The 18,557-nt window shown below is 69.3% G+C and carries 23 protein-coding genes; 3 read left to right on the forward strand and 20 right to left on the reverse strand.

Annotated elements, in window-relative coordinates; translation table 11 throughout:
- Positions 1 to 2: 2 nt before the first annotated feature.
- The 5 genes from fliN to ITJ49_RS02085 all read right to left on the reverse strand — a co-directional run bounded on the left by fliN (position 3) and on the right by ITJ49_RS02085 (position 3,874).
- Complete coding sequence (gene fliN / locus ITJ49_RS02065; protein ID WP_055964866.1) at positions 3 to 701, reverse strand: flagellar motor switch protein FliN; 699 nt, start codon at positions 699 to 701, stop codon at positions 3 to 5.
- Positions 698 to 1,630, reverse strand: a complete 933-nt coding sequence (locus ITJ49_RS18010; protein ID WP_233572919.1) for a flagellar motor switch protein FliM — start codon at positions 1,628 to 1,630, stop codon at positions 698 to 700. Before ITJ49_RS18010 ends, fliN begins: the two co-directional genes overlap by 4 nt.
- Positions 1,631 to 1,696: 66 nt before the next feature.
- Positions 1,697 to 2,722, reverse strand: a complete 1,026-nt coding sequence (locus ITJ49_RS02075; RefSeq protein WP_194600769.1) for a flagellar motor protein MotB — start codon at positions 2,720 to 2,722, stop codon at positions 1,697 to 1,699.
- Positions 2,719 to 3,531: a motility protein A gene (locus ITJ49_RS02080; RefSeq protein ID WP_194600774.1), complete on the reverse strand. Its 813-nt coding sequence runs from the start codon at positions 3,529 to 3,531 to the stop codon at positions 2,719 to 2,721. The genes ITJ49_RS02075 and ITJ49_RS02080 overlap by 4 nt, the downstream gene beginning before the upstream one ends.
- A 1-nt stretch (position 3,532) precedes the next feature.
- Positions 3,533 to 3,874: a flagellar FlbD family protein gene (locus ITJ49_RS02085; RefSeq protein ID WP_084816335.1), complete on the reverse strand. Its 342-nt coding sequence runs from the start codon at positions 3,872 to 3,874 to the stop codon at positions 3,533 to 3,535.
- A gap of 383 nt (positions 3,875 to 4,257) precedes the next feature.
- On the opposite strand from ITJ49_RS02085, the gene ITJ49_RS02090 reads away from it, so the two are divergent.
- Both ITJ49_RS02090 and ITJ49_RS02095 read left to right on the forward strand, forming a co-directional pair.
- Complete coding sequence (locus ITJ49_RS02090) at positions 4,258 to 4,731, forward strand: hypothetical protein (protein ID WP_194600777.1); 474 nt, start codon at positions 4,258 to 4,260, stop codon at positions 4,729 to 4,731.
- Between the two features lie 38 nt (positions 4,732 to 4,769).
- Positions 4,770 to 4,946 carry a hypothetical protein gene (locus ITJ49_RS02095; protein ID WP_194600780.1) on the forward strand — a complete coding sequence of 59 codons (177 nt, stop codon included), beginning with the start codon at positions 4,770 to 4,772 and terminating at the stop codon, positions 4,944 to 4,946.
- A gap of 148 nt (positions 4,947 to 5,094) precedes the next feature.
- Here the strand turns inward: ITJ49_RS02095 and ITJ49_RS02100 are convergent, their stop codons facing one another.
- The 12 genes from ITJ49_RS02100 to ITJ49_RS02155 all read right to left on the reverse strand — a co-directional run bounded on the left by ITJ49_RS02100 (position 5,095) and on the right by ITJ49_RS02155 (position 15,560).
- Complete coding sequence (locus ITJ49_RS02100) at positions 5,095 to 6,267, reverse strand: flagellar hook protein FlgE (protein WP_194600783.1); 1,173 nt, start codon at positions 6,265 to 6,267, stop codon at positions 5,095 to 5,097.
- Between the two features lie 170 nt (positions 6,268 to 6,437).
- A complete protein-coding gene (locus ITJ49_RS02105; protein ID WP_194600786.1) occupies positions 6,438 to 6,884 on the reverse strand; it encodes a flagellar hook assembly protein FlgD in 447 nt (148 codons plus the stop codon).
- A gap of 13 nt (positions 6,885 to 6,897) precedes the next feature.
- Complete coding sequence (locus ITJ49_RS02110) at positions 6,898 to 8,652, reverse strand: flagellar hook-length control protein FliK (protein WP_194600789.1); 1,755 nt, start codon at positions 8,650 to 8,652, stop codon at positions 6,898 to 6,900.
- Entirely contained in the window at positions 8,649 to 9,383 is a 735-nt protein-coding gene (locus tag ITJ49_RS17955) for a C40 family peptidase (RefSeq protein ID WP_194600792.1), read from the reverse strand. Before ITJ49_RS17955 ends, ITJ49_RS02110 begins: the two co-directional genes overlap by 4 nt.
- Positions 9,380 to 9,832, reverse strand: a complete 453-nt coding sequence (locus tag ITJ49_RS02120) for a flagellar FliJ family protein (protein ID WP_055964850.1) — start codon at positions 9,830 to 9,832, stop codon at positions 9,380 to 9,382. Before ITJ49_RS02120 ends, ITJ49_RS17955 begins: the two co-directional genes overlap by 4 nt.
- Positions 9,829 to 11,202: a FliI/YscN family ATPase gene (locus tag ITJ49_RS02125; RefSeq protein ID WP_370544330.1), complete on the reverse strand. Its 1,374-nt coding sequence runs from the start codon at positions 11,200 to 11,202 to the stop codon at positions 9,829 to 9,831. The genes ITJ49_RS02120 and ITJ49_RS02125 overlap by 4 nt, the downstream gene beginning before the upstream one ends.
- A complete protein-coding gene (locus ITJ49_RS02130) occupies positions 11,199 to 11,807 on the reverse strand; it encodes a FliH/SctL family protein (RefSeq protein WP_194600795.1) in 609 nt (202 codons plus the stop codon). Before ITJ49_RS02130 ends, ITJ49_RS02125 begins: the two co-directional genes overlap by 4 nt.
- Positions 11,800 to 12,825: a flagellar motor switch protein FliG gene (fliG, locus tag ITJ49_RS02135; RefSeq protein WP_055964845.1), complete on the reverse strand. Its 1,026-nt coding sequence runs from the start codon at positions 12,823 to 12,825 to the stop codon at positions 11,800 to 11,802. Before fliG ends, ITJ49_RS02130 begins: the two co-directional genes overlap by 8 nt.
- Positions 12,822 to 14,486, reverse strand: coding sequence for a flagellar basal-body MS-ring/collar protein FliF (fliF, locus tag ITJ49_RS02140; protein ID WP_194600798.1), 1,665 nt, complete (start codon positions 14,484 to 14,486; stop codon positions 12,822 to 12,824). The genes fliG and fliF overlap by 4 nt, the downstream gene beginning before the upstream one ends.
- Positions 14,486 to 14,824: a flagellar hook-basal body complex protein FliE gene (fliE, locus tag ITJ49_RS02145; RefSeq protein ID WP_194600801.1), complete on the reverse strand. Its 339-nt coding sequence runs from the start codon at positions 14,822 to 14,824 to the stop codon at positions 14,486 to 14,488. Before fliE ends, fliF begins: the two co-directional genes overlap by 1 nt.
- A complete protein-coding gene (locus ITJ49_RS02150) occupies positions 14,824 to 15,219 on the reverse strand; it encodes a flagellar basal body rod protein FlgC (protein WP_194600804.1) in 396 nt (131 codons plus the stop codon). Before ITJ49_RS02150 ends, fliE begins: the two co-directional genes overlap by 1 nt.
- Positions 15,219 to 15,560: a flagellar basal body protein gene (locus ITJ49_RS02155; RefSeq protein ID WP_055964838.1), complete on the reverse strand. Its 342-nt coding sequence runs from the start codon at positions 15,558 to 15,560 to the stop codon at positions 15,219 to 15,221. Before ITJ49_RS02155 ends, ITJ49_RS02150 begins: the two co-directional genes overlap by 1 nt.
- 214 nt (positions 15,561 to 15,774) lie before the next feature.
- On the opposite strand from ITJ49_RS02155, the gene ITJ49_RS02160 reads away from it, so the two are divergent.
- On the forward strand, positions 15,775 to 16,161 hold the full coding sequence (locus ITJ49_RS02160) for a DoxX family membrane protein (protein ID WP_194600807.1): 387 nt from the start codon (positions 15,775 to 15,777) through the stop codon (positions 16,159 to 16,161).
- Positions 16,162 to 16,417: 256 nt separating this feature from the next.
- On the opposite strand, the gene ITJ49_RS02165 is transcribed toward ITJ49_RS02160, so the two are convergent.
- The 3 genes from ITJ49_RS02165 to fliD are packed head-to-tail and all read right to left on the reverse strand — an operon-like array spanning position 16,418 to position 18,534.
- Positions 16,418 to 16,723 carry a hypothetical protein gene (locus ITJ49_RS02165; RefSeq protein WP_123939668.1) on the reverse strand — a complete coding sequence of 102 codons (306 nt, stop codon included), beginning with the start codon at positions 16,721 to 16,723 and terminating at the stop codon, positions 16,418 to 16,420.
- Positions 16,716 to 17,144, reverse strand: a complete 429-nt coding sequence (fliS, locus tag ITJ49_RS02170) for a flagellar export chaperone FliS (protein WP_055964824.1) — start codon at positions 17,142 to 17,144, stop codon at positions 16,716 to 16,718. The genes ITJ49_RS02165 and fliS overlap by 8 nt, the downstream gene beginning before the upstream one ends.
- 7 nt (positions 17,145 to 17,151) lie before the next feature.
- Positions 17,152 to 18,534 (reverse strand): flagellar filament capping protein FliD, encoded by a 1,383-nt coding sequence (gene fliD, locus ITJ49_RS02175; protein ID WP_194600809.1) that lies wholly within the window; start codon positions 18,532 to 18,534, stop codon positions 17,152 to 17,154.
- Between the last annotated feature and the right edge of the window lie 23 nt (positions 18,535 to 18,557).

An 18,557-nucleotide genomic window follows, 5' to 3' on the forward strand; every position in this document is an offset into this window, starting at 1 on the left:
GGTCAGTTCTGCCCGTCCGCGAGGTCGAGGATCTGGGTGATGCGGACGGCGTAGTCCTGGTCGACGACGACGACCTCGCCGTGGGCGATGAGGCGGCCGTTGAGGAGCACGTCGGCCGGGGCGCCCGCGGAGCGGTCGAGCTCGATGACGGCGCCGGGCTCGAGGCCGAGCACGTCGCGGACCGACATGCGGGTGCGACCGATCTCGACGGTCAACGCCATCTCGACGTTGTTGATGCGGCCGAGCTTGTCGGCGACCGATCCCTGGAACGGGACCGCTGCGGATCCTTGCCCCGGGTTGACGGCGCCGAACTCGCGGATGCGGACGACGAACCAGCCGGCCGGGCGACCGGCGTCGGTGAGCTCGAAGAGGATGCTGTCGGGGTCGGCGGCGAGCGCCTGTGCGTCTTCCTGGCGGACGTCGCCGAGCACGCCGGCTCCGAGGGCGTTCGCGGCTCCCTCCAGGGCGGGACGGAGCAGGTCGCTGGCGTTCAGGCCGGCGGGGGCGATACCCGAGGCGTCGGTGTGGACGAGGGCGAAGTCGGCCGACACGTCGCCGACGAACGTCGCGGTGACGGCCTCGGCGAGGGCGCCGTAAGGGGCGGACTGGACGATCTGCGTCGTGAGCGGGACGCTCGAGGGCAGGAGGCCGGCGAGGGCCTTCGCCGCGCTGGCGTGCAGGGCGGTGACGGTCGGGGTCATGCGAGTCTCTCTTCGGTGGTGACGATGATGCCGGCGAGGCGCGAGCCGTTGGCGCCGACGGCCGCGCGACCGACGGAGATGCCGCCGACGGTCATGTCGAGCGGGCGGTGCGCGGGGTGCGGCAGGGAGATGAGGTCGCCGACCGCAAGGTCGAGGACGGCGGTCGGGCGCATCTGCGCCGGGAGGAACTGCAGGGCGACGTCGACCGGCACGGAAGCCAGCTGGGCGTCGATGAGCTCGCTGGAGTTCTGCGCCGTGGAGGTCGGGTTCGTCTCGCCGAGCTGCGGGAGGAGGATCTCGGCGGGCAGCGCGAGGGTGGCCGGGGTGGCGAGCTCGCCGACGCGGATCTCGAACGAGGCGACGATCATGAGGTCACTCTTCGCGGCGGCCTGGGCGAACTGCGAGTTGTACTGGAATCCGCCGACCGAGATCGGGGTGACCAGGAGGGATCCGAGCGAGTAGCGGAGGTCTTCGAGCGCGTCGTCCATGAGGCGGCGCACGAGGGCCTGCTCGATGGGCGTGAACTTGCGCTCGGGCAGCACTGTCGAGGCGTGCGTGTTGCCGCCCAGCATGTGGGTGACCCAGCCGAGGGCGGCGGCCGACGAGAACTGAATAACGGCTTTCGCGCTGACGCCCTCGAGGGGGCAGAGCACCATCGCCGTGGTCGCCGGGAGCGACGCGGCGAAGTCGTCGTAGGTCGTCATCTCGACCTGGTCGCAGGTGACCTGCGAGAGCACACGCACCTTGGCGGTGAGCTGCGTGCCCCACTGGCGGGCGAACGTCTCGAAGCCGAGCTCGAGCACGCGCGAGTGCTCACGGGCCAGCGTCGTCGGTCGACGGAAGTCGTACACCTCGATCGAGCGGGCGGAGCCGGTGCGCGTGGGCGCAGGCTTGAGCACGCTCGGGGCGGTCTGATCGAGGAGGGTCACGTAAACCCTTATCGGCCGGACCGCGCCGGGCGTTAGCCACGATTGTGAATTATCTCGCCGAGTGAGCTAATGGCCGCCCTCGGCTTCGGTGGACGTCGTCTTCTCCTCAGTGGTCGACTCCGTCGTCTTCGACGCCGTGGGTGCGGCTCCCGTGGCCGCCGCCTCGGCCGCTGCGATCTTCGGGATCAGCGCGTTGACCTCGTCTTTCTGGTTCGACAGGACCACGATGTCGACGCGCCGGTTCTTAGCCAGGTCGGCGTCCGAGTCACCCTTCGCGAGGGGCCTCGAGGATCCGAAGCCGACCGACTGGATCCTCTCGCCCGGCATCCCCCCGCGCTCGACGAGGTCGCGCAGCACCGCGGTGGCCCGCGCGGCCGAGAGCTCCCAGTTCGTGGCGTACGGCGCAGTCGAGGCACGAGAATCGGCATGACCCTCGACGGAGACGCTGTGGCTCGCGGTCTTCAAGACGGGCGCGATCGCATCCATGACCTGCTTGGCCGTGCCCGAGAGGTCGGCCGAGTTCGAGCCGAAGAACGTCTCCGAGCCGACGAGGCGGACGGTGAGTCCGCGCGAGGTGATCGCGAACTCGACGTCTCTCGACAGGCCCTTCTGGGCGAGTTTCGCGGCGATCGCCTTCTTGATCACGGTCAGGTCGTCGACCTCGGCGGTGGCAGCCTTCGTGTTGGCCTTCTGCTGAGCCTTGGTCTGAGGGACCGCGGCGGCGGCCTTCGCGGCGGCCTGGCCGGATCCTGCGGCATCACTGTTCGTCGAGTCGGTGCCGCTGGCCGCCGTTGCCGTCTTGGCGTCGGTCTTGGAGGCCGAGTAGCCCTCGCCCTCTTTGGTGGCGTCGGCGGCCTTGACGACCGTGCCGGAGGCGGTGTCGACCGTCTCGGACTTGGTCTGGCCGAAGCCGGTGGCGAGCGACTCCTTGAGGGCAGCGAACTTGTTGGCGTCGACGCTCGACATCGCGAACAGCACGATGAACAGGCACATGAGCACGGTGATCATGTCCATGTACGAGGCCATCCAGCGCTCGTCGGGGTGATCGTCGCCGTGTTCCTCGGCGTGACCCTTCTTGCGGCGGGCACTCATGCCGCGATGTCTTCCTTGTCGCCGACCTTCGTCGACTTGACGGTCTTGCCCTCGGCGGGCAGGTCGACCTTCGGCACCATCGCGCGGAGGCGGGCACCGAGGAGGCGGGGCTGCGTGCCCTCCTGGATGGCGAGGACGCCCTCCATGAGCAGTGTCATGCGGGTGACCTCGAGCTCCATCATGCGCTTGACGCGGCCGGCCAGCGGCAGCCACATCAGGTTGGCGCTGATGAGGCCCCACAGGGTCGCGATGAACGCCGAGGCGATCAGCGGGCCGAGCTCGTCGGGCGAGGAGAGGTTCTCGAGCACGTGGGTCAGCGAGACGACCGTGCCGATGATTCCGACGGTGGGGGCGTAGCCGCCCATGCTCATGAAGAACTTCGCACCCTGGCGGGCCTGAGCCGTACGGCCCTGGATTTCGTCTTCGAGCAGTTCACGCAGCTCGTCGGCGTCGGTGCCGTCGGCCACGCTCTGTAGCGCGCCCTTGAGGAACGGGTCGTCGACGCCCTCCGCCTCCTGCTCGAGAGCGAGGAGGCCGTTTGCCCGGGCCTTCTCCGAGATGGCGACGAGCTCCTCGATCGACTTCGCCGGGTTCGACTTCTTCGCGAGGATTGACGGGAGGATGATCTTGAACGAGTTGATGGCGTCTTTGAGGGCGCCCGAGGCGATGCCGACGCCGAGCGTCGTGCCGAAGACCAGCAGCAGCGGTCCGGGCAAAAAGATGGACATGACCGAGACGTGCTCGATCGTCATCATGCCGACGAGGGCGCCGAACGCGAGAACCGCGCCGATGAGGAGTGCGGGATCCATGTCAGCGACCGCCGTTCTGCTCGAACGCGCCGGCGGTCACGAGGCCGAGGGCGGGGCGGGTGGCGGAGCTCCTCGCGGCTGCGGCCTGTGCGACCGGGCGGGCGACAGGCTGCGCGGCTTGGCGGGCGACAGGTTGCGCGACGGGCTGGTCGTCGTAGGCGAGTGCGACGATTCGCGAGCGGTACCGGGCGACCAGGTCGATGACCTCGGCCATCGTCTCGGTCACGATGAACTTCGCGCCGTCCACCATCACGAGGGTGGTGTCGGGGGTTTCGTGGATTCGCTCGATCAAGTCGGGATTGATCGCGAACTGACTGTCATTGAGTCGTGTGACGACGATCATCGGCCCGTCCTAGGTCTGTGTCTCCCGGCGCATCCGTGCTCCGGGGAGCGCACGTCCTGTGCTGCTCACTACCCACTATCGGCCGGGGGCGGGGGTGCGTTAGGTGGTCGTGCGGGTTTTGCAGATCGTTTCGGCGAAATGAAGGAAAAATGTGAACCGGGGCACCCGGATACAGATGTTCCCGTCGCGCGGAGGCCGCTTTTCCTTCGTACTGATCCGCATCCAAACCCAGAGGGCTCAGCTGAGGCTTGCGACGGTCACACTCTTAATGCGACCCTTGAAATGTCAGTATTTCAAAGGAGAAAAACGTGATTGTCCGTAGAAGAGCCTTGAGCGTCTGTGTAGTCACGCTGAGTGTTGCAGCCAGCGTCAGCCTCCCTTCCATGGCCCAGGCAAGTGTCCCCGCTCGTTCTGCCCGGACCACCTCAACCATGCAGGAGGTGCAGCTGAGCCGCAGTCAGATGCGTGAAGGTGTCGAGCAGCTGAAGGCATCCGGCATCATCACCGAGCAACGTCGCGATAGCGACGGTCGCTTGGTAAGCACCTTGCAGCTAGGCGGAGGATCAGACGTCGAAATTGCCGAGCCGACGGAAGCGGAGTCCCGCATCTGGGCCGGTTCGGACAAGTACGGACTCTGGGTCAAGTTCAATAACTGGGACCAGAGCCTGATTATCGGCGGTGGAGTAGCTGCCGTCGTCACTGGTATCTGCTTCGCAACGGGGCCTGCTGGATGCGTCGTGGCCTCGGCGGTCGGGCTCGTCGCGGCGACTTCGTTGACCAAATACGGCGTCTGCTCGAACAACCGCGCCCTCAAGGTATGGGTGTTCGAAACAAAACGTGGTGCCAAGTGCGTCTGATGGCACGTTTTTTCAAGCACCCGCTTGTTCCGTTCCCAATGACAATCGTGTGGCTCGGCGCGTGGTCTGCGGTCTACCTCGCCGATGTTCCGGGCTGGCTCGAAGTGACTGCACGCGGCCTCTGGGCCGCCGGTTTCGTCGCCGGTGGTCTCTGGACCGGAGCCAACGTGCGACGTCGACGCCGGGCCCAGTCCGCGGGCACACGACCAACCTGACTTTCCAGACGTGCCCTGCCAAGTCGGATCCTGAGGTTCGAAGTCCGAAACGCGTGCTGCGGGTATCCGCCATTTGCGGGTGACCGAGCCGAAACACCCGCAATCCTTGAACACTCGGTGCCCGCAGGATCCACCCGAGCGGGAGCGGCTAGCGCTTCAGGTTCGTGAGCTCCTGGAGCACCTCGTCGGAGGTGGTGATGATGCGGGCGTTCGCCTGGAAGCCGCGCTGGGCGACGATCAGGTTCGTGAACTCCTGCGACAGGTCGACGTTCGACATCTCGAGGGTGCCGCCGGCGAGCGCGCCGCGACCGGGCTGCCCGGGGGCGCCGAGGGTGCGTGCTCCCGAGTTCGACGAGACGACGTAGCCGGAGTTGCCGACCTTCTCGAGGCCGGCGGGGTTGGTGAACGTGGCGAGGGCGAGCTGGCCGAGCTTCGAGGTGGTGCCATTCGAGAAGGATCCGATGAGGGTTCCGTCGGCCGAGATGGTGTAGCCGTTCAGCGTTCCGGCCTGGCGACCATCGACGTCGGAGATCGCGACAGTCGAGAGGGTGGCGAAGCCGGTGAGGCTCGACATGTCGGCGGTGATGTCGCCGACCGTCAGCGAGCCGGAGGTGGTCTGCTTGCCGTTGACGAAGGCGAGGTTCGTGGTGCCCGTGTTGCCCTGGCCGTCGGTTCCGGCGACGCTCCACCCGGCCGTGGTCTTCGTGTAGTCGAGCGTCAGCGTGTGCTTCGTGCCCTTCTTGTCGTAGATGTCGACGTCGCGGGTGATGACGGTGCCGTTGGCCGCGTCGCCCGGGAGGTTGCCGGCGACCTTCGCGGTGGTCGTCTCCTGAGCGGCCGACGTCGCTCCGACCGGGAGCATGATGTCGGCGAGACCGCCGTTGGTGTTGACGACGCCGTCGGTGGCCGGGTACCCCTGGACGATCTTGCCGTCGGTGGTGGTGAGGCGGCCCTGGCTGTCGAAGTCGAACGAGCCGGCGCGGGTGTAGACGCTCTCGTTGCCGTTGCGGGTGACGAAGAATCCCTCGCCCGAGATCATCAGGTCGGTCGCCTTGCCGGTGGCCTGGGCCGAACCCTGCGAGAAATTGGTGGTGATGCCGGCGACCTGCACGCCGAGGCCGACCTGCGCCGGGTTCGTACCGCCGAGGCCCTCCTGGGCACCGCCGGCACCGTGGGTGATCTGCGACAGGGTGTCTTGAAACACCGTCGACGACGCCTTGAAGCCGACCGTGTTGACGTTGGCGATGTTGTTGCCGGTGACGTCGAGCATGGTCTGGTGTGCGCGGAGGCCGGCGATGCCGGAGTAGAGCGAGCGGAGCATGGCGGATGCCTTTCGAAAAGAAAGAAGGAGGAAGGAAGTGTGGAGTGGTGCGGCCTTCCATGGCCGTGAAGCCGGTCGCCATCCGTGGCAGCCGTCGTGTTCGGTGTCTGTGATGCCGGTGCCTCGAGGGCTGCCGGTCGCGAATCGTCGCTCGCGAGGGGGGTGGAGGTCTACGGGGTGGTCGCCGCCGCGGAGGTCTTGTCGACGATTCCCGAGATCGAGTCGAGCGGGACGTCTTTGCCGCCGACGCTGACGGTCGGCACGCTGCCGGTAAATGAGACCGAGGAGGCGGTGCCGGTCACGGTGGTGCCGGTTCCGTCGTCGTAGGTCACCTGCTTGCCGACCAGGTTCGCTGCCGAGATGCGCATCTGCAGCGAAAAGTTTTCGTTGCCGGTGGTCGTGTTGTTGGTGACCTGCTCCATCATCGCCAGCTGCGTGGTCTGGCTGATCATGGCGTTGGTGTCCATCGGGCTGGAGGGATCCTGGTTCTTCAGCTGCGAGACGAGCAGCTGCAGGAACATCTCGCTGTCCATCGACTGTTTGGGCGTGCGGGACGTCGCGGTGGTGGAGGCGGGCACGGTGGCCGTGACCGTGCCGGTGATGCCGTCGAGTGCCATTCGTTCAGTCCTTTCAGGCCATCACGTCGATGGAGGTGGCGGAGATCGAGTGCGCATGAGGCGCGCTCGACGGAGACTCTTCGTTCTCACTATCGGCCGGTGTCGCCGATCCGTCAGTGCGCGGGCCGCGGCCGGCCTGGCTCTGCCCCTGCCCCTGCCCCTGCCCCTGGCCCTGCCCGAGGGCGCTCTGACCCTGCTGCGGCTGGTTCTGGCTCGACAGGTCGACGGTCGACGAGACACCGGCGGACTGCAGGTCGCGGCGGAGGTCGCCGAGGATCCCGCGGACCGCCTCTCGACCGGCGTCCGACTGCGCGAACAGCTCGACCCGCATCCCCTCCGCACCCACGTGGGCTCGGACGGTGACCGGCCCGAGGGCGTCGGGGCTGACCTGCACGGTCACGACGTGCTCGCCGTGACCCGCGGCCGCGAGCGTGAAGACCGGCCGGGCGAGCTGGGTGTGCAGAGGGGCCGCCGGTTGAGCCGGGGCTGCGGCGACCGGGGTGGCGGTCGTGGTCGCGGCGGGGGCGGGGGCCTGCGGCGCTTGCACAGCAGCGAAGGCCGCGGCGGTGTCGGGGACGGTCGGCTGCGCTGCGGTCGCGGTGGCACCGGACGGTGCGGCGGCAGGCGCCTCGGTGTCGAGGGCGGGTGCGATGACGGCGTGGACGATCGGCGTTGTGGCCGCCGTCGGAGCACTCGCCGCGCCCGAGGCCGCTGCGACGGATGACGCGGGGGCCGGGGAAGCGGGCTGAGTGGCAGCCTGCTGAATGGTGGCTACCGGGCCGGTGATCGCCGCAGCGGTAGTTTGCTTTGCGGTAGTCGGCGCAGCGGTGGTCGACACTGCAGCACTCGGCACTGCGGTAGTCGGCCCTGCGGTTGTTGGCCCTGCGGTGGCCGCGCCCGCCGCGAGCCCGGTGGCCGAGCCGGACTTCGCGTCACCGCTGGCGACCGCGGTCGTCGACTCCGATTTGGGGCGTGTGCTCGAGCCAGGGGGCGTCGCGCCGGCGACCAGCGCGGCTGGCAGCTGCGACGCCGTGGGCAGGGCGATGGTGGGCGCGGCCGGGTCGAGCGGCGCCGCATCAGTGGCAGCCGGGGTGAGGTTCGCAGTCGGTGCTACTGCTGGTGGTGCTCCCGGAGCGGACGCCGCTGACGAGGTGGCCGACGGCGTCGGTGCGACCGGGGATGGCGACACGGCCACGGCGGAGGCCGGTTCGGCCAGCGCGCCGCCGAGCGGTACTGCGGCCGAGGCAGTGGCAGTGGCAGTGGCAGCGACGAGCGAGGCCTGAGCTGCCAGCGCGGTCGGCAGGGTCGCGCCCGGCGCGGTCGCAGCCGACGTGATGGCGGCAGAAGAGGGCACGCCAGAAGAGGGCACGGCCGACGGCTGAAGTGCCGCGACGAGCGAAAGCGCGGAAAGGGGCAGGCCAGACAGGGGCACGGCAGACAGGGACGGGCCAGACACGGGCGAGGCCGGGGCCGCCGAGGCATCCGCCACCGGAGCGGCATCGGCGCCAGCGGCAGGGCTCGCAGCGTCGGCAGGCGTCGTGTCGGAACCGGAGCCGCCCTGCGACGACGGGTCGCGGGTGTCGCGCTGCGGCGAACGCGCGGCAGCGGTGCGGGGCTCGACGGGCTCGCGGGCGGGAGTCGAGGGATCCTGCGCGTGCATCGCGTCGCCGAAGGCCGACGCGGAGGCGGGCGAACCGGACGACCGCGAGGGCGTGGACGGCGACGAGGCGGGGCGCGCTCCGAGCAGGTCGGCGACGGCGGGGCTCACGCGGAGGCTCCGGATGCCATGAGCTGTTGGAGAGCCGCCGTGACGAGGTCGGACTGCGAACCGGTCGCCTTCGCGGTCGACGCCGCCGACACCGACGCCGATGCGGTCGACGGCACGATGCGCCGGATCTCGCCGATGTCGCTGTCTTTGAGGTAGTTGTCGATGATGCGGACGTCCTTGCCGGGTCGGGGCGCGTGCAGGATCTTGCCGTCGCCGAGATAGATGACGATGTGGCCGCCGTCTTTGGTGCTGATGAGGTCGCCGGCCTTGGCGTGGGCAAGATCGGGGATCTTGACGCCCATCTCGGCCTGGTCGGGCACCACGCGCGGCATGGTGATTCCGAGGTCTTTGAAGACGGTCTGGACGAGGCCCGAGCAGTCCATGCCGGAGGTCGTGGTGCCGCCGAAGACGTAGGGCACGCCGAGGTACTTCTTGGCGTCGGCGACAACGTCCGCGCCGGTCACGCCGTTGTTGACGAGACCCCCCGTCGGACTGGCCGGCGTCGCTGTCGTCCCGGCGGTGGAATCGAGAGCGGTGGTCGACGCCGCCCCAGTCGCGGCCGTGCCGGTCGTCGCCGTCGTGGCATTCGCCGACGCGAGCGCCGTCGCGAACGTCGATGCACCGTCGGTCGACTCGGTGCTGGACGACGAGGTGGAGAACTCCCCCGACTGGATCTGGGCGATGGTGCTCTGGATCTGCGAGATCCGGGTCATCACGTCCGTGACGCTCATGACTGCTCCCCCTCACGGGCGGTGAACTGACTGGGACGGTGGTTGTTCGAGGCGATCTCGTCGAGCGCGAGCTGCTCGTCGCGGAGCTCCTCGGCGAGGGCGAGCGCGTTGTGTCGCTCTTCGAGCTTCTCCAGGGCGATCGACCGGGCCCGGGCACCGTTGAACTCGGACTGCGCCTCGGCCGCCTCGATCCGGTGCGCGTCGGCGACGGCGTCGAGCTCGGCGATCATGCTGCGGGTCGAGGCGCGTGCCGCGGCCACCGCGATGAGCGTGGCCGCATCGGTGACGATGGATTTGGAGCCGGCGGCGTCGACGAGAGTGCGCTCCACACGGGCACGGCGTTCGGCGACGTCGCGGATCCTTCGGTTCGCCTCCGACAGCTCGGCGAGCGCCTTCTGCTGCTGGGCGTGACGGACGCGGAGCAGCCCGGCGAGAGAGAACTGCTTCACAGGGCACCGCCGAGGATCCGAGCGAGCCGTTCGAGCCTCGCCCATGCGTCTGCCGCGGGCGTCTGGTCGTCCATGCTCTGCTGCAGGAACGCGTCGATCTCGCCCTGGTGGGCCACCGCCGCGTCGACGAGCGGGTTGGTGCCCGGCTGGTACGCGCCGACGTCAATGAGATCCTGCGCCGACTTGCGGGCGGCCATGACGGTGCGAAGGTGCTTGGCGGCGGCGGACTGCTCGCGCGAGATGACCTTCGACGCGACGCGCGAGATCGAGCCGAGTACATCGATCGACGGGAAGTGACCGGTAACGGCCAGTTTCCGGTCGAGCACGACGTGGCCGTCGAGGATCGAGCGGGCGGCATCGGCGATGGGCTCGTTGTGGTCGTCGCCATCGACGAGCACCGTGTAGAGGCCGGTGACCGAGCCGGTGACGTCGGTGCCGGCGCGCTCCAGGAGGTTCGCGAGCGTCGAGAACGTCGACGGCGGGTAGCCCCGGGTGGCGGGAGGTTCGCCGACGGAGAGTCCGATCTCGCGCTGAGCCATGGCGACGCGGGTCAGCGAGTCCATCATCAGAACGACGTCGGAGCCGCCGTCGCGGAACGACTCGGCGATGCGGGTGGCGGCGAACGCGGCACGGAGGCGCATGAGGGCGGGCTCGTCGGAGGTCGACACGACGACGACGGAGCGGGCGAGCCCCTCGGGGCCGAGGTCGTCTTCGAGGAACTCGCGCACCTCGCGGCCGCGCTCGCCGATGAGGGCGATGACGCTGACCTCGGCGTCGGTGCCGCGGGCGATCATCGACAGGAGCGACGACTTGCCGACGCCGGAGCCCGCGAAGAGGCCGAGGCGCTGTCCGCGGCCGGCCGTGGTGAGAGTGTCGAGCGCGCGGACGCCGAGCTGGAGGGGCGTGTCGATGCGGGCGCGCTGCATCGAGTTCGGGGTCGCGTGGTCGATCGAGACGAGCTCGTCGAAGTCGAGCGGGCCCTTACCGTCGAGGGGACGGCCGAGTCCGTCGATCACGCGGCCGAAGAGGCCGCGGCCGGTGGGGACGAGGATCGGGCGGCCCGTCGGGCGCACGGCCATTCCGGCGCGAACACCCGTGAGCGGACCGAGCGGCATGCATCGCACCCCGTCGGCCGTCGCTGCGACGACCTCGGCCAGGCGCTCGACACGCTGGCCGGAGGCATCGACGAACGGTTCGCCCACCGCGACGACCTCGCCGATAGCGGAGTCGAGGCCTGTCACGCCGAGGCCCAGGCCGACGACGCTTGACACGACGCCGATGCGCAGCGGTCGCGCCGCGAGCGAGGCCGCACGCACCTGGGCGGCGACGTCGAGCGAGGGGGCGAAGAGGGTCGATGCGGCGAGGGTCACGCGGCGCCCCCGAGCAGTTCGTGGCGGGCACGGTCGAGCGCCGAGCTGAGCGTGGCGTCGATGAACCCGGCGGTGAGGTCGGCGCGGGCGTCGCCGCGAGCGAGGGAAGCGTCCGCCACGAGGTGCACGCCCAGCGCGTCGCCCTGGCCGTCGAGCAGCGAGAGGTCGGCGGGGTTGAGGCGCACCGAGACGACGTCGGCGGGATCGACCTCGGCGAGCGCGCGGGTGAGCGCGGCGACGACGGTCGACTCGGGGTTCGTCTCGAGCTCGTAGCCGATCACGGCAGTGGCGAGCTGGAGGGAGGTGGCGAGGAGGGTCTGCTGCACCTCGGTGCGGAGGGCCGCCTGACGCGCGTCGATGGCGGCGGTGGCCGCGTGGAGCACGGCGATGGCGGCATCGGCGCGGGCGTTCGCGTGGGCGATCACGGCGGCCTGCTCGGCGGCGAGCGCCTCGCGGAGGGCTGCGGTCTCGGCCGCGGCGGCACGGAGCCCCGCCGCGTACCCGGCGGCCTCACCACGCTGGGCGGCCTCGTCTTCGCGCGCCGCCGAGAGCGGGTTGCGGAGCACGGGGAACGCGACGCGGGTGAACAGGGTGTCGCTACTCAACGAGGGCCTCCTCGTCGCCGCGCTGCACGGTGATCGCGCCTTGGGCCTCGAGTTCGCGGATCGCGCTGACCACCGAGGCGCGGGCCTCTTCGACCTGCGACAGGCGCACGGGGCCGGCGGCGCGGATCTCGTCGTCGAGCAGCTCCCGGTTGCGCTCCGAGACGTTGCCGCGGATGACCTCGGTGACGGCCTCGGGTGCGCCCTTCATGGCGATCGCGAGCACGGCCGCGTCGATTCCGCGCAGCACCTGCTGCACGTCGCGCGGGTCGAGCTTGACGATGTCGACGAAGGTGAGCATGCGCGAGCGCACCTCTTCGGCGAGCGCAGGATCCCGCGCCTCGAGCCCCTCGAGGAGGATCCGTTCGGTCGCGGCGTCGGAGCGGTTGATGATCTCGACCAGCGGTTGGATGCCTCCGACGGCCTCGACCTGCTCGCGAGGCGCGACGACGGCGCCGGCCCGCACCTTCAGCGTCTGGGCGACGATGCCGACGGCCTCGGGGGTCGCGGTGCCCATGGTGGCGATGGCCTGGGCGACGTCGGTGCGGAGCGAGACGTCGAGCCCGACGAGCACCGCGGAGGCCTGGTCGGCCTTCAGGTGCGCGAGCACGAGCGCGATGGTCTGCGGCAGCTCGCTGTCGAGCAGGGTCAGCAGCTGACCGGAGTCGGCGGCGTCGAGGAATTCGAATGACTTGCCGGCCATCGACGAGGCGAGACGCTCCATGACGCCGGCGGCGCGCTCCGATCCGAACGAGGCCTCGAGCAGCCCGACCGCGAAGTCGCGGCCGCCACGACGAGTGACCCGGCCCTGTGTCGACAGCTCGTGGAACTCGCCCACGGCCGTGTCGGCCACGCTGGACTCGACTCGACGCATCTTGACCAGCTCGGCGGTGATCTCGTCGGCTTCGGTCTCGTTGAACTTCTGCATGACCGTGGCGGCACGCGCCTGATCCATCTGCATGAGGATCACGGCGACCTTCTGCGCCCCGGTCAGCTCGACCGGCTTGACTGCGGAGCTCATACGGTCTGCTTGTCTTCGAGCATGCCGCGGAGGAGCTCGGCCGTGCGGTCGGGGTCGCTGGCCGCGAGGGCGTCGATCTCGGCGCGCTTGCGCTCCATCGTGGCGCCCTCGGGGGCGAGTGAGGGCAGCTGCACGGTCGGGGCGTTGCTGGCCGAGAGGGCTTCGAGACGACGGCGCTCGGCGTCGGCGAGAGCCATCGACTGGGTCTCGGCCTCGCCCGGCCAGGTTCCGGCGACCGACGAGATCTCGCCGAGGTCGATGTCTTCGCGCTCCTGCTTGCGGCCCTTGCGGGTCAGCAGGAACAGCGCGATGAGCAGCGGGATCGCGATGGCGGCGATCGTTCCGACGGTGCGGATGGTCGACCACATGCTGTCGCTGGCGGCCTGCGCGTCGGCGGCCTTCAGCGCGGCGGCGGCGGCCTTCGCGCCCGAGGTGTCGAACGACACGGCCTGCACGCTGACCGAGTCACCGCGCTTGGTGTCGACGCCCGCGGCCTTCGACACGAGGTCCGAGATAGCGGTGAGGTTCTGCGAGCCGGCGATCGAGCTGTTCAGGGCGACCGAGATGGTCTGCTTGTTCAGCTGACCGGCGGGGATGTTCGTGGTCTCGGTGGTCTTGTCGACGGCGTTGTTCTTCGTGGCCGACTCGTTGACGTAGCCGTTGCCGCTGGCCGACGAGGTTCCCGAGGTGGCCGACCCGCTCGGGACGGCGATGTTGTCGGGTCCGAGCACACCGGTCGTTCCCGAGGATCCGGCAGCGCCGTCTCCCGCATACGACTCCTTGGTGCTCGACTCGCTGAGGGGCTGCGCCCCGCCCGTCGGGTCGGCGTACGACTCCGACACCTTCGTGCCCGACGACTGGTTCATGTCGGCCGCGACGACGACCGTCGAGTTGCCGGCGCCCAGCACCTTGTCGAGCATCGCCTGGACGCTCGCCTGCACGCGGCTCTCGTAGTCGCTCGACTGCTGCGACGAGTTGCCGGTCGTGCCCGTGCCGACCGCCGAGAGGACGACACCCTTCGAGTCGACGACCGAGACGTCGGTCGGCTTCATGCCCTCGATGGAGGCACTCGTCAGGTGCACGATCGCGTCGACCTGGTCGGTCGACAGGGTGACACCCGACTTGGCCTGGACGAAGACGGAAGCGGTGGGATCCTTGGTGTTCTCCGCGAAGACGGTCTCCTGCGGGATCGCGAGCTGCACGCTCGCCGCCTGGACGCCGTCCATGGCGCCGATCGTCTTGGCGAGCTCGCCCTCGATCGCGCGCTTGTAAGTGACGTTCTGCTGGAACTCCGACGAGGTGACGCCCATGGTGTCGAGCAGCGAGTAACCGCCGGTGTTGTCGGCGGGGAGGCCCGCCGACGCGGCCTTGAGGCGCTCCGAGTAGACCTGCGACTGCGGCACGAGGATCGTGGATCCGCCGTCGGTGAGCTGGTAGGGAACGCCGTCGGTGGTGAGCTGGTCGACCACGGCCGAGGCGTCGGTCGCGGCGAGGCCGGTGAACAGCGGCGTGTACGACGGCTTCGTGAGAAACGACGTGAGCGCGACGGAGCCGAGCACGAGCACGGCGACGCCGATGATCGCGAGCGTGCGCTGGGCGACGGTGAACGCCTTGATCCGGTCGGAGAGGCCGGTGAGCATGGAGCGGAGAGCGGGGGGCATCAGGCCTGCATCCTCATGATCTCGTTGAACGCGTCGACGCCCTTGTTACGGACGGCCGCGACGAGTTCCATCGTGACCTGGGCACGCGTGGCGGCGATCGTGGCGGTGTGGACGTCGTCGAGCGACCCGGTGACGGCCTTGACCGCGAGATCCTGCGACTGGCCCTGCAGCGACTGCAGGCCGTCGATGACGTTGCCGAAGCTCGAGGCGCCCGTGGTGGGGGTGGCGTCGAGGCCGTTGATGGCCGAGGCGTCCTGCGCGGCGCCGACGGAGCCGACACCGGAGTTGAGGGCGGTCGAGCCGGTCGGGAAAGTCCCGGAGACGGGGTAGATGGGCATTAGTTGCGTCCGATCTGGAGAGCTGCTTCGTAGCTCGTCTTGGCGCGGTCGACGACCGCTGCATTCGCTTGGTAGCCGCGCTGGGCCATGATCAGGTCGGCCATCTGCGTGCCGAGGTCGATGTCGGGCATGCGCACATAACCGTCTTTGTCCGCCTGCGGGTCGTCGGGCGAGTACGTGACCCGACCCTCGGCCGAACCGAACGCGGCCGCCTTGACGTAGACGCCCGAGACGCCCTCGCCCTCCTGCACCTCGACGTAGCGCGCCTGGAAAGCGGCGCCCGACATCGGCTTGACGGTGTTGACGTTGGCGATGTTGTCGGAGATGGCGTCCATCCACTTGCGGTGGACGGTGAGGCCGGTGCTCGCGATACCGATCGCGTCGAACATGCCCATCAGCTGGTCCTGAGGGCGGCGCGGACGCTGGTGATGACGTTGTTCTCGGCCTGCGCGGCGAACTGGTACTGCAGCACGGTGGTCGTGTTGCTGAGGGTCTCGGTGTCGAGATTGACGTTGTTGCCGTTCTCGTTGGTGGGCTCGAGCGAGCGGGCCATCGTGGCGGTCGTCGCTCCGTTGCCCTTCTCGACGCTGGCCTTCAACGCGTCCTCGAACGACACCCGCTCGGCCGTGTAGCCGGGGGTGTTGATATTGGCGATGTTGTTCGAGATCGCCTTCTGGCGCATCGAAAGGCCGTCGAGGGCGCTTTCGAGAGCTCGAGAGGTCACGGATTCCAGCACGTCTGCTCGCTTCGCAAGTAGCAGGGAGAGGCGGCCGATCCGTGGCCTGAGGAGTGAGCGATCCGTGCTCACGTTGCCCTATCGACTCGGGCCGGGGCGGCGTTAGGAGCGGATCGGATTCGGCCGCCCCCGTCTTCGGGGGTCAGAGGCGACTGAGGATCGGCAGCATGGGCGGTTTGCTGGACATCGCGTGGTGTGCGGCAGACTTGACTGCATGTCTGTTCCCCGCACCCTCGCCCGCCTTGCCCTCGGTGGCGCCCTCGTCTTCGCCGGCACCACCCACCTCACTTCGGCGCGCGAGGCGTTCCGCGCCCAGGTGCCCACCTGGCTCACCGCCAAGACGCCCCTCACCGAAGACCAGGTCGTGCTGGCCTCCGGCGTCGTCGAGATCGCGCTCGGCGCCGCGCTCGTCTCCGGCATCAAGCGCCCCGTCGTCGGCAACCTCGCGGCGACCTTCTTCACGGCGATCTTCCCCGGCAACATCTCGCAGCTCGTCACGCGCACCGACGCGTTCGGGCTCGACACCGACCGCAAGCGCGCCGTGCGCCTCGTCTTCCAGCCGGTGCTGGTGGCCGTGTCGCTCTGGTCGACGCGCCGCTAGTTCTCGCTCGGGCCTGGCCTCCTGGGCCGCTCCCCTGCCGCCCCCTGCCGCCAATTTGAGAGCGATCCGGCCGCTCAGTCACGCCCGTTGCACGCAGATCCGGCGGCCGGCTTCGGATCACTCTCAAATTTGCCGGCCGGGTCGCCACAGAGCCGACCCGCGTCGCGCCAGAAGGGTCGGCGGCGCGGGTCGCAAAGCCGGACGGCCGGAGCTTGTCGCAGGCCCGGCTCTGCGACCCGCGTAATGCCAAGAGGAGTCAGCCGGTCGCGTCGAGGTAGACAGCCCGATCGGTCTCGCGCGCGGGCGGAACCGACCGCAGCGCCGCCAGATGCTTCGACACCGATCGGCGGGCCTCGAGCACGCGCTCGATGGCCGACTTCTGCGCCCGCTGCACCTCGCGGGCGCGGTCGGCGAGCTCAGCCGGGAGGGGTCCGAGGTCGGCGACGGGCCGGGCCAGGGTGCGAGGGGGCACAAAGGTGCCGTCACCCGAAGCGCCGGCGACGGCTTCCATCTCGGCGAGCGCCTCGAGCCAGGCGGCGCGGGTCTCGTCCGACCTAGGCAACTCCGAGGCTCCCGCCGAATGCGGCCGGTGCGGCGGGAACGAGCGCGGCGGCTTCGTGCCAGGCCTGCCTGAGCGGCTCGAGCAGCACGATGCTCTCGCGCGTGAGCGCGACGTCGCGGTGGACGTTGGCATTGACGAGGGCGACCGAGACGTAGGTGTAGAGCGCCTGGAGCTCGACGCCGCCCTCCCACAGCTCGACGCGGAGCGACGTGGTGAGCTCGGAGACGATGGCCTGGGCGTGGACGAGGTTTTCGGAGGCGGTGGCCCAGGATCCTTGGTTCTGTGCCGCTTCGGCACGACCGAGGTCGAGCAGGAGGCGGTCGTACAGCATCGTGAGGAGCCGGATGGGCGTGGCCGAGAGGACTGCCTCGCGGCCGTAGGCGTTGCGCTGCTTGGCTGCGGCGCCGAAGGTCATGGTCATGGCGTGCCTAGCTGTAGGTCGGCAGGTTCGCGAGCGACGACGTGAGCGACGACGACTGCGACTGGAGGTTGGAGAGCTGCACCTCGAGAGCGGAGTAGAGCTTCTCGAGAGAGGCGCGGCGGTCGGTGAGGCGGAGATCCCACTCGTCGACCTGTTTGCTCATCGAGGTGACGAGCGACTGCTGGCCGGTGATGACGCTGGTCAGCTGGCCGTTGTATTTGTCGGAGACCTGGTTCGCAGCCGTGGCGACACGGGCGGTCAACGTCGAGAACATCGCCTGGGTGCCGGCGGGGTCGGCGGCCATCGCGGCGGCGAACTTGTCGGCGTCGAACTCGAGCGTGCCCGAGCGGGTGATGCTGATGCCGATCTGCGACGGCGATTTTCCGTCGATCGGCAGGGAGGCGGCGTCCATGAGCGACTGGTTGGCGCTCCGGATCGTGCTGTTGCCGGTGAACGGTCCGCCCGACACGATGGCCTTACCGGCCGAGTCGGTGCTGTTGACGATGGCGCTCTTGGTCGAGATGAGGCCAAAAACGCCGTTGAGGCCGTCAACGAGGCTCGAGGCCACTTTCGACGCGGCGGCGGTGTCTTGCCCGATCGTGATCGTGACCGGATCGGCGGAGGTCTTGCTGACCGTGACGGCGACCCCGGGAAGCAGGTCGCTGAAGGTGTTGGTGCTCGACGTGACCGTCTGCTCGGCGCTGGTGCCGGCCCAGAGGGTGACGCTGGCGTCCTGCGCGGGCTTGGTGACGGCGGCGCCCGGAGCGGTGAGGAGGTTGGTGGCCGTGCCCGACGCGACGTCGGCGGCGGTGCCCTGGTAGACATCGAATCCGCCCGAGACACCGGTGGTCTGCGACGTGAACTGGAGGCGGTACTGCGCGGTGCCGTCGGCGGCGGTGCCCGACGAGACCTTGACGGCCTTGACTCCCGAACCCGAGCCATTGACGGCGGTGACGACGTCGTCGAGCGATGTCGACGCGGCCGAGATGTCGAACGACTTGCCCGAGGCCGAGACGATGGTGAGCTTCGCAGGATCCGCGGGCCACGTCGAGAGGGCCGCCGTGACCCCCGTCTTCGCCTGCGCCACGGACCCGACCGTGAACTCGATCGAACCGGCGGCCGCGGAGGTTCCGGCTGTTGCCGTCGCGGCGGTCGACGAACTCGTCGCCGTGAAGAGGGAGAGCGAAGTGGCCGACTTGGCCGACGTCGCGGCGGTCGCGAGTGCCGCCACCTGAGAGTTGAGGCCCTGGAGCGCCGTGATGGTGCTCTGGGTGGAGGTGACCTTGGCTTTGAGGAGGGTCTGGGGCTGCGACTCGGCGGTCATCAGCGAGTTGATGAGCGACGTCGTGTCGAGGCCGGAGACGAGGCCGTCGACGGCGAGTCCTGCCATGACCTGCTCCTAGGCGATGAGGG

Origin of the sequence: Frondihabitans sp. VKM Ac-2883 (assembly GCF_015350875.1) — a bacterium.
GTDB lineage: Bacteria > Actinomycetota > Actinomycetes > Actinomycetales > Microbacteriaceae > Frondihabitans.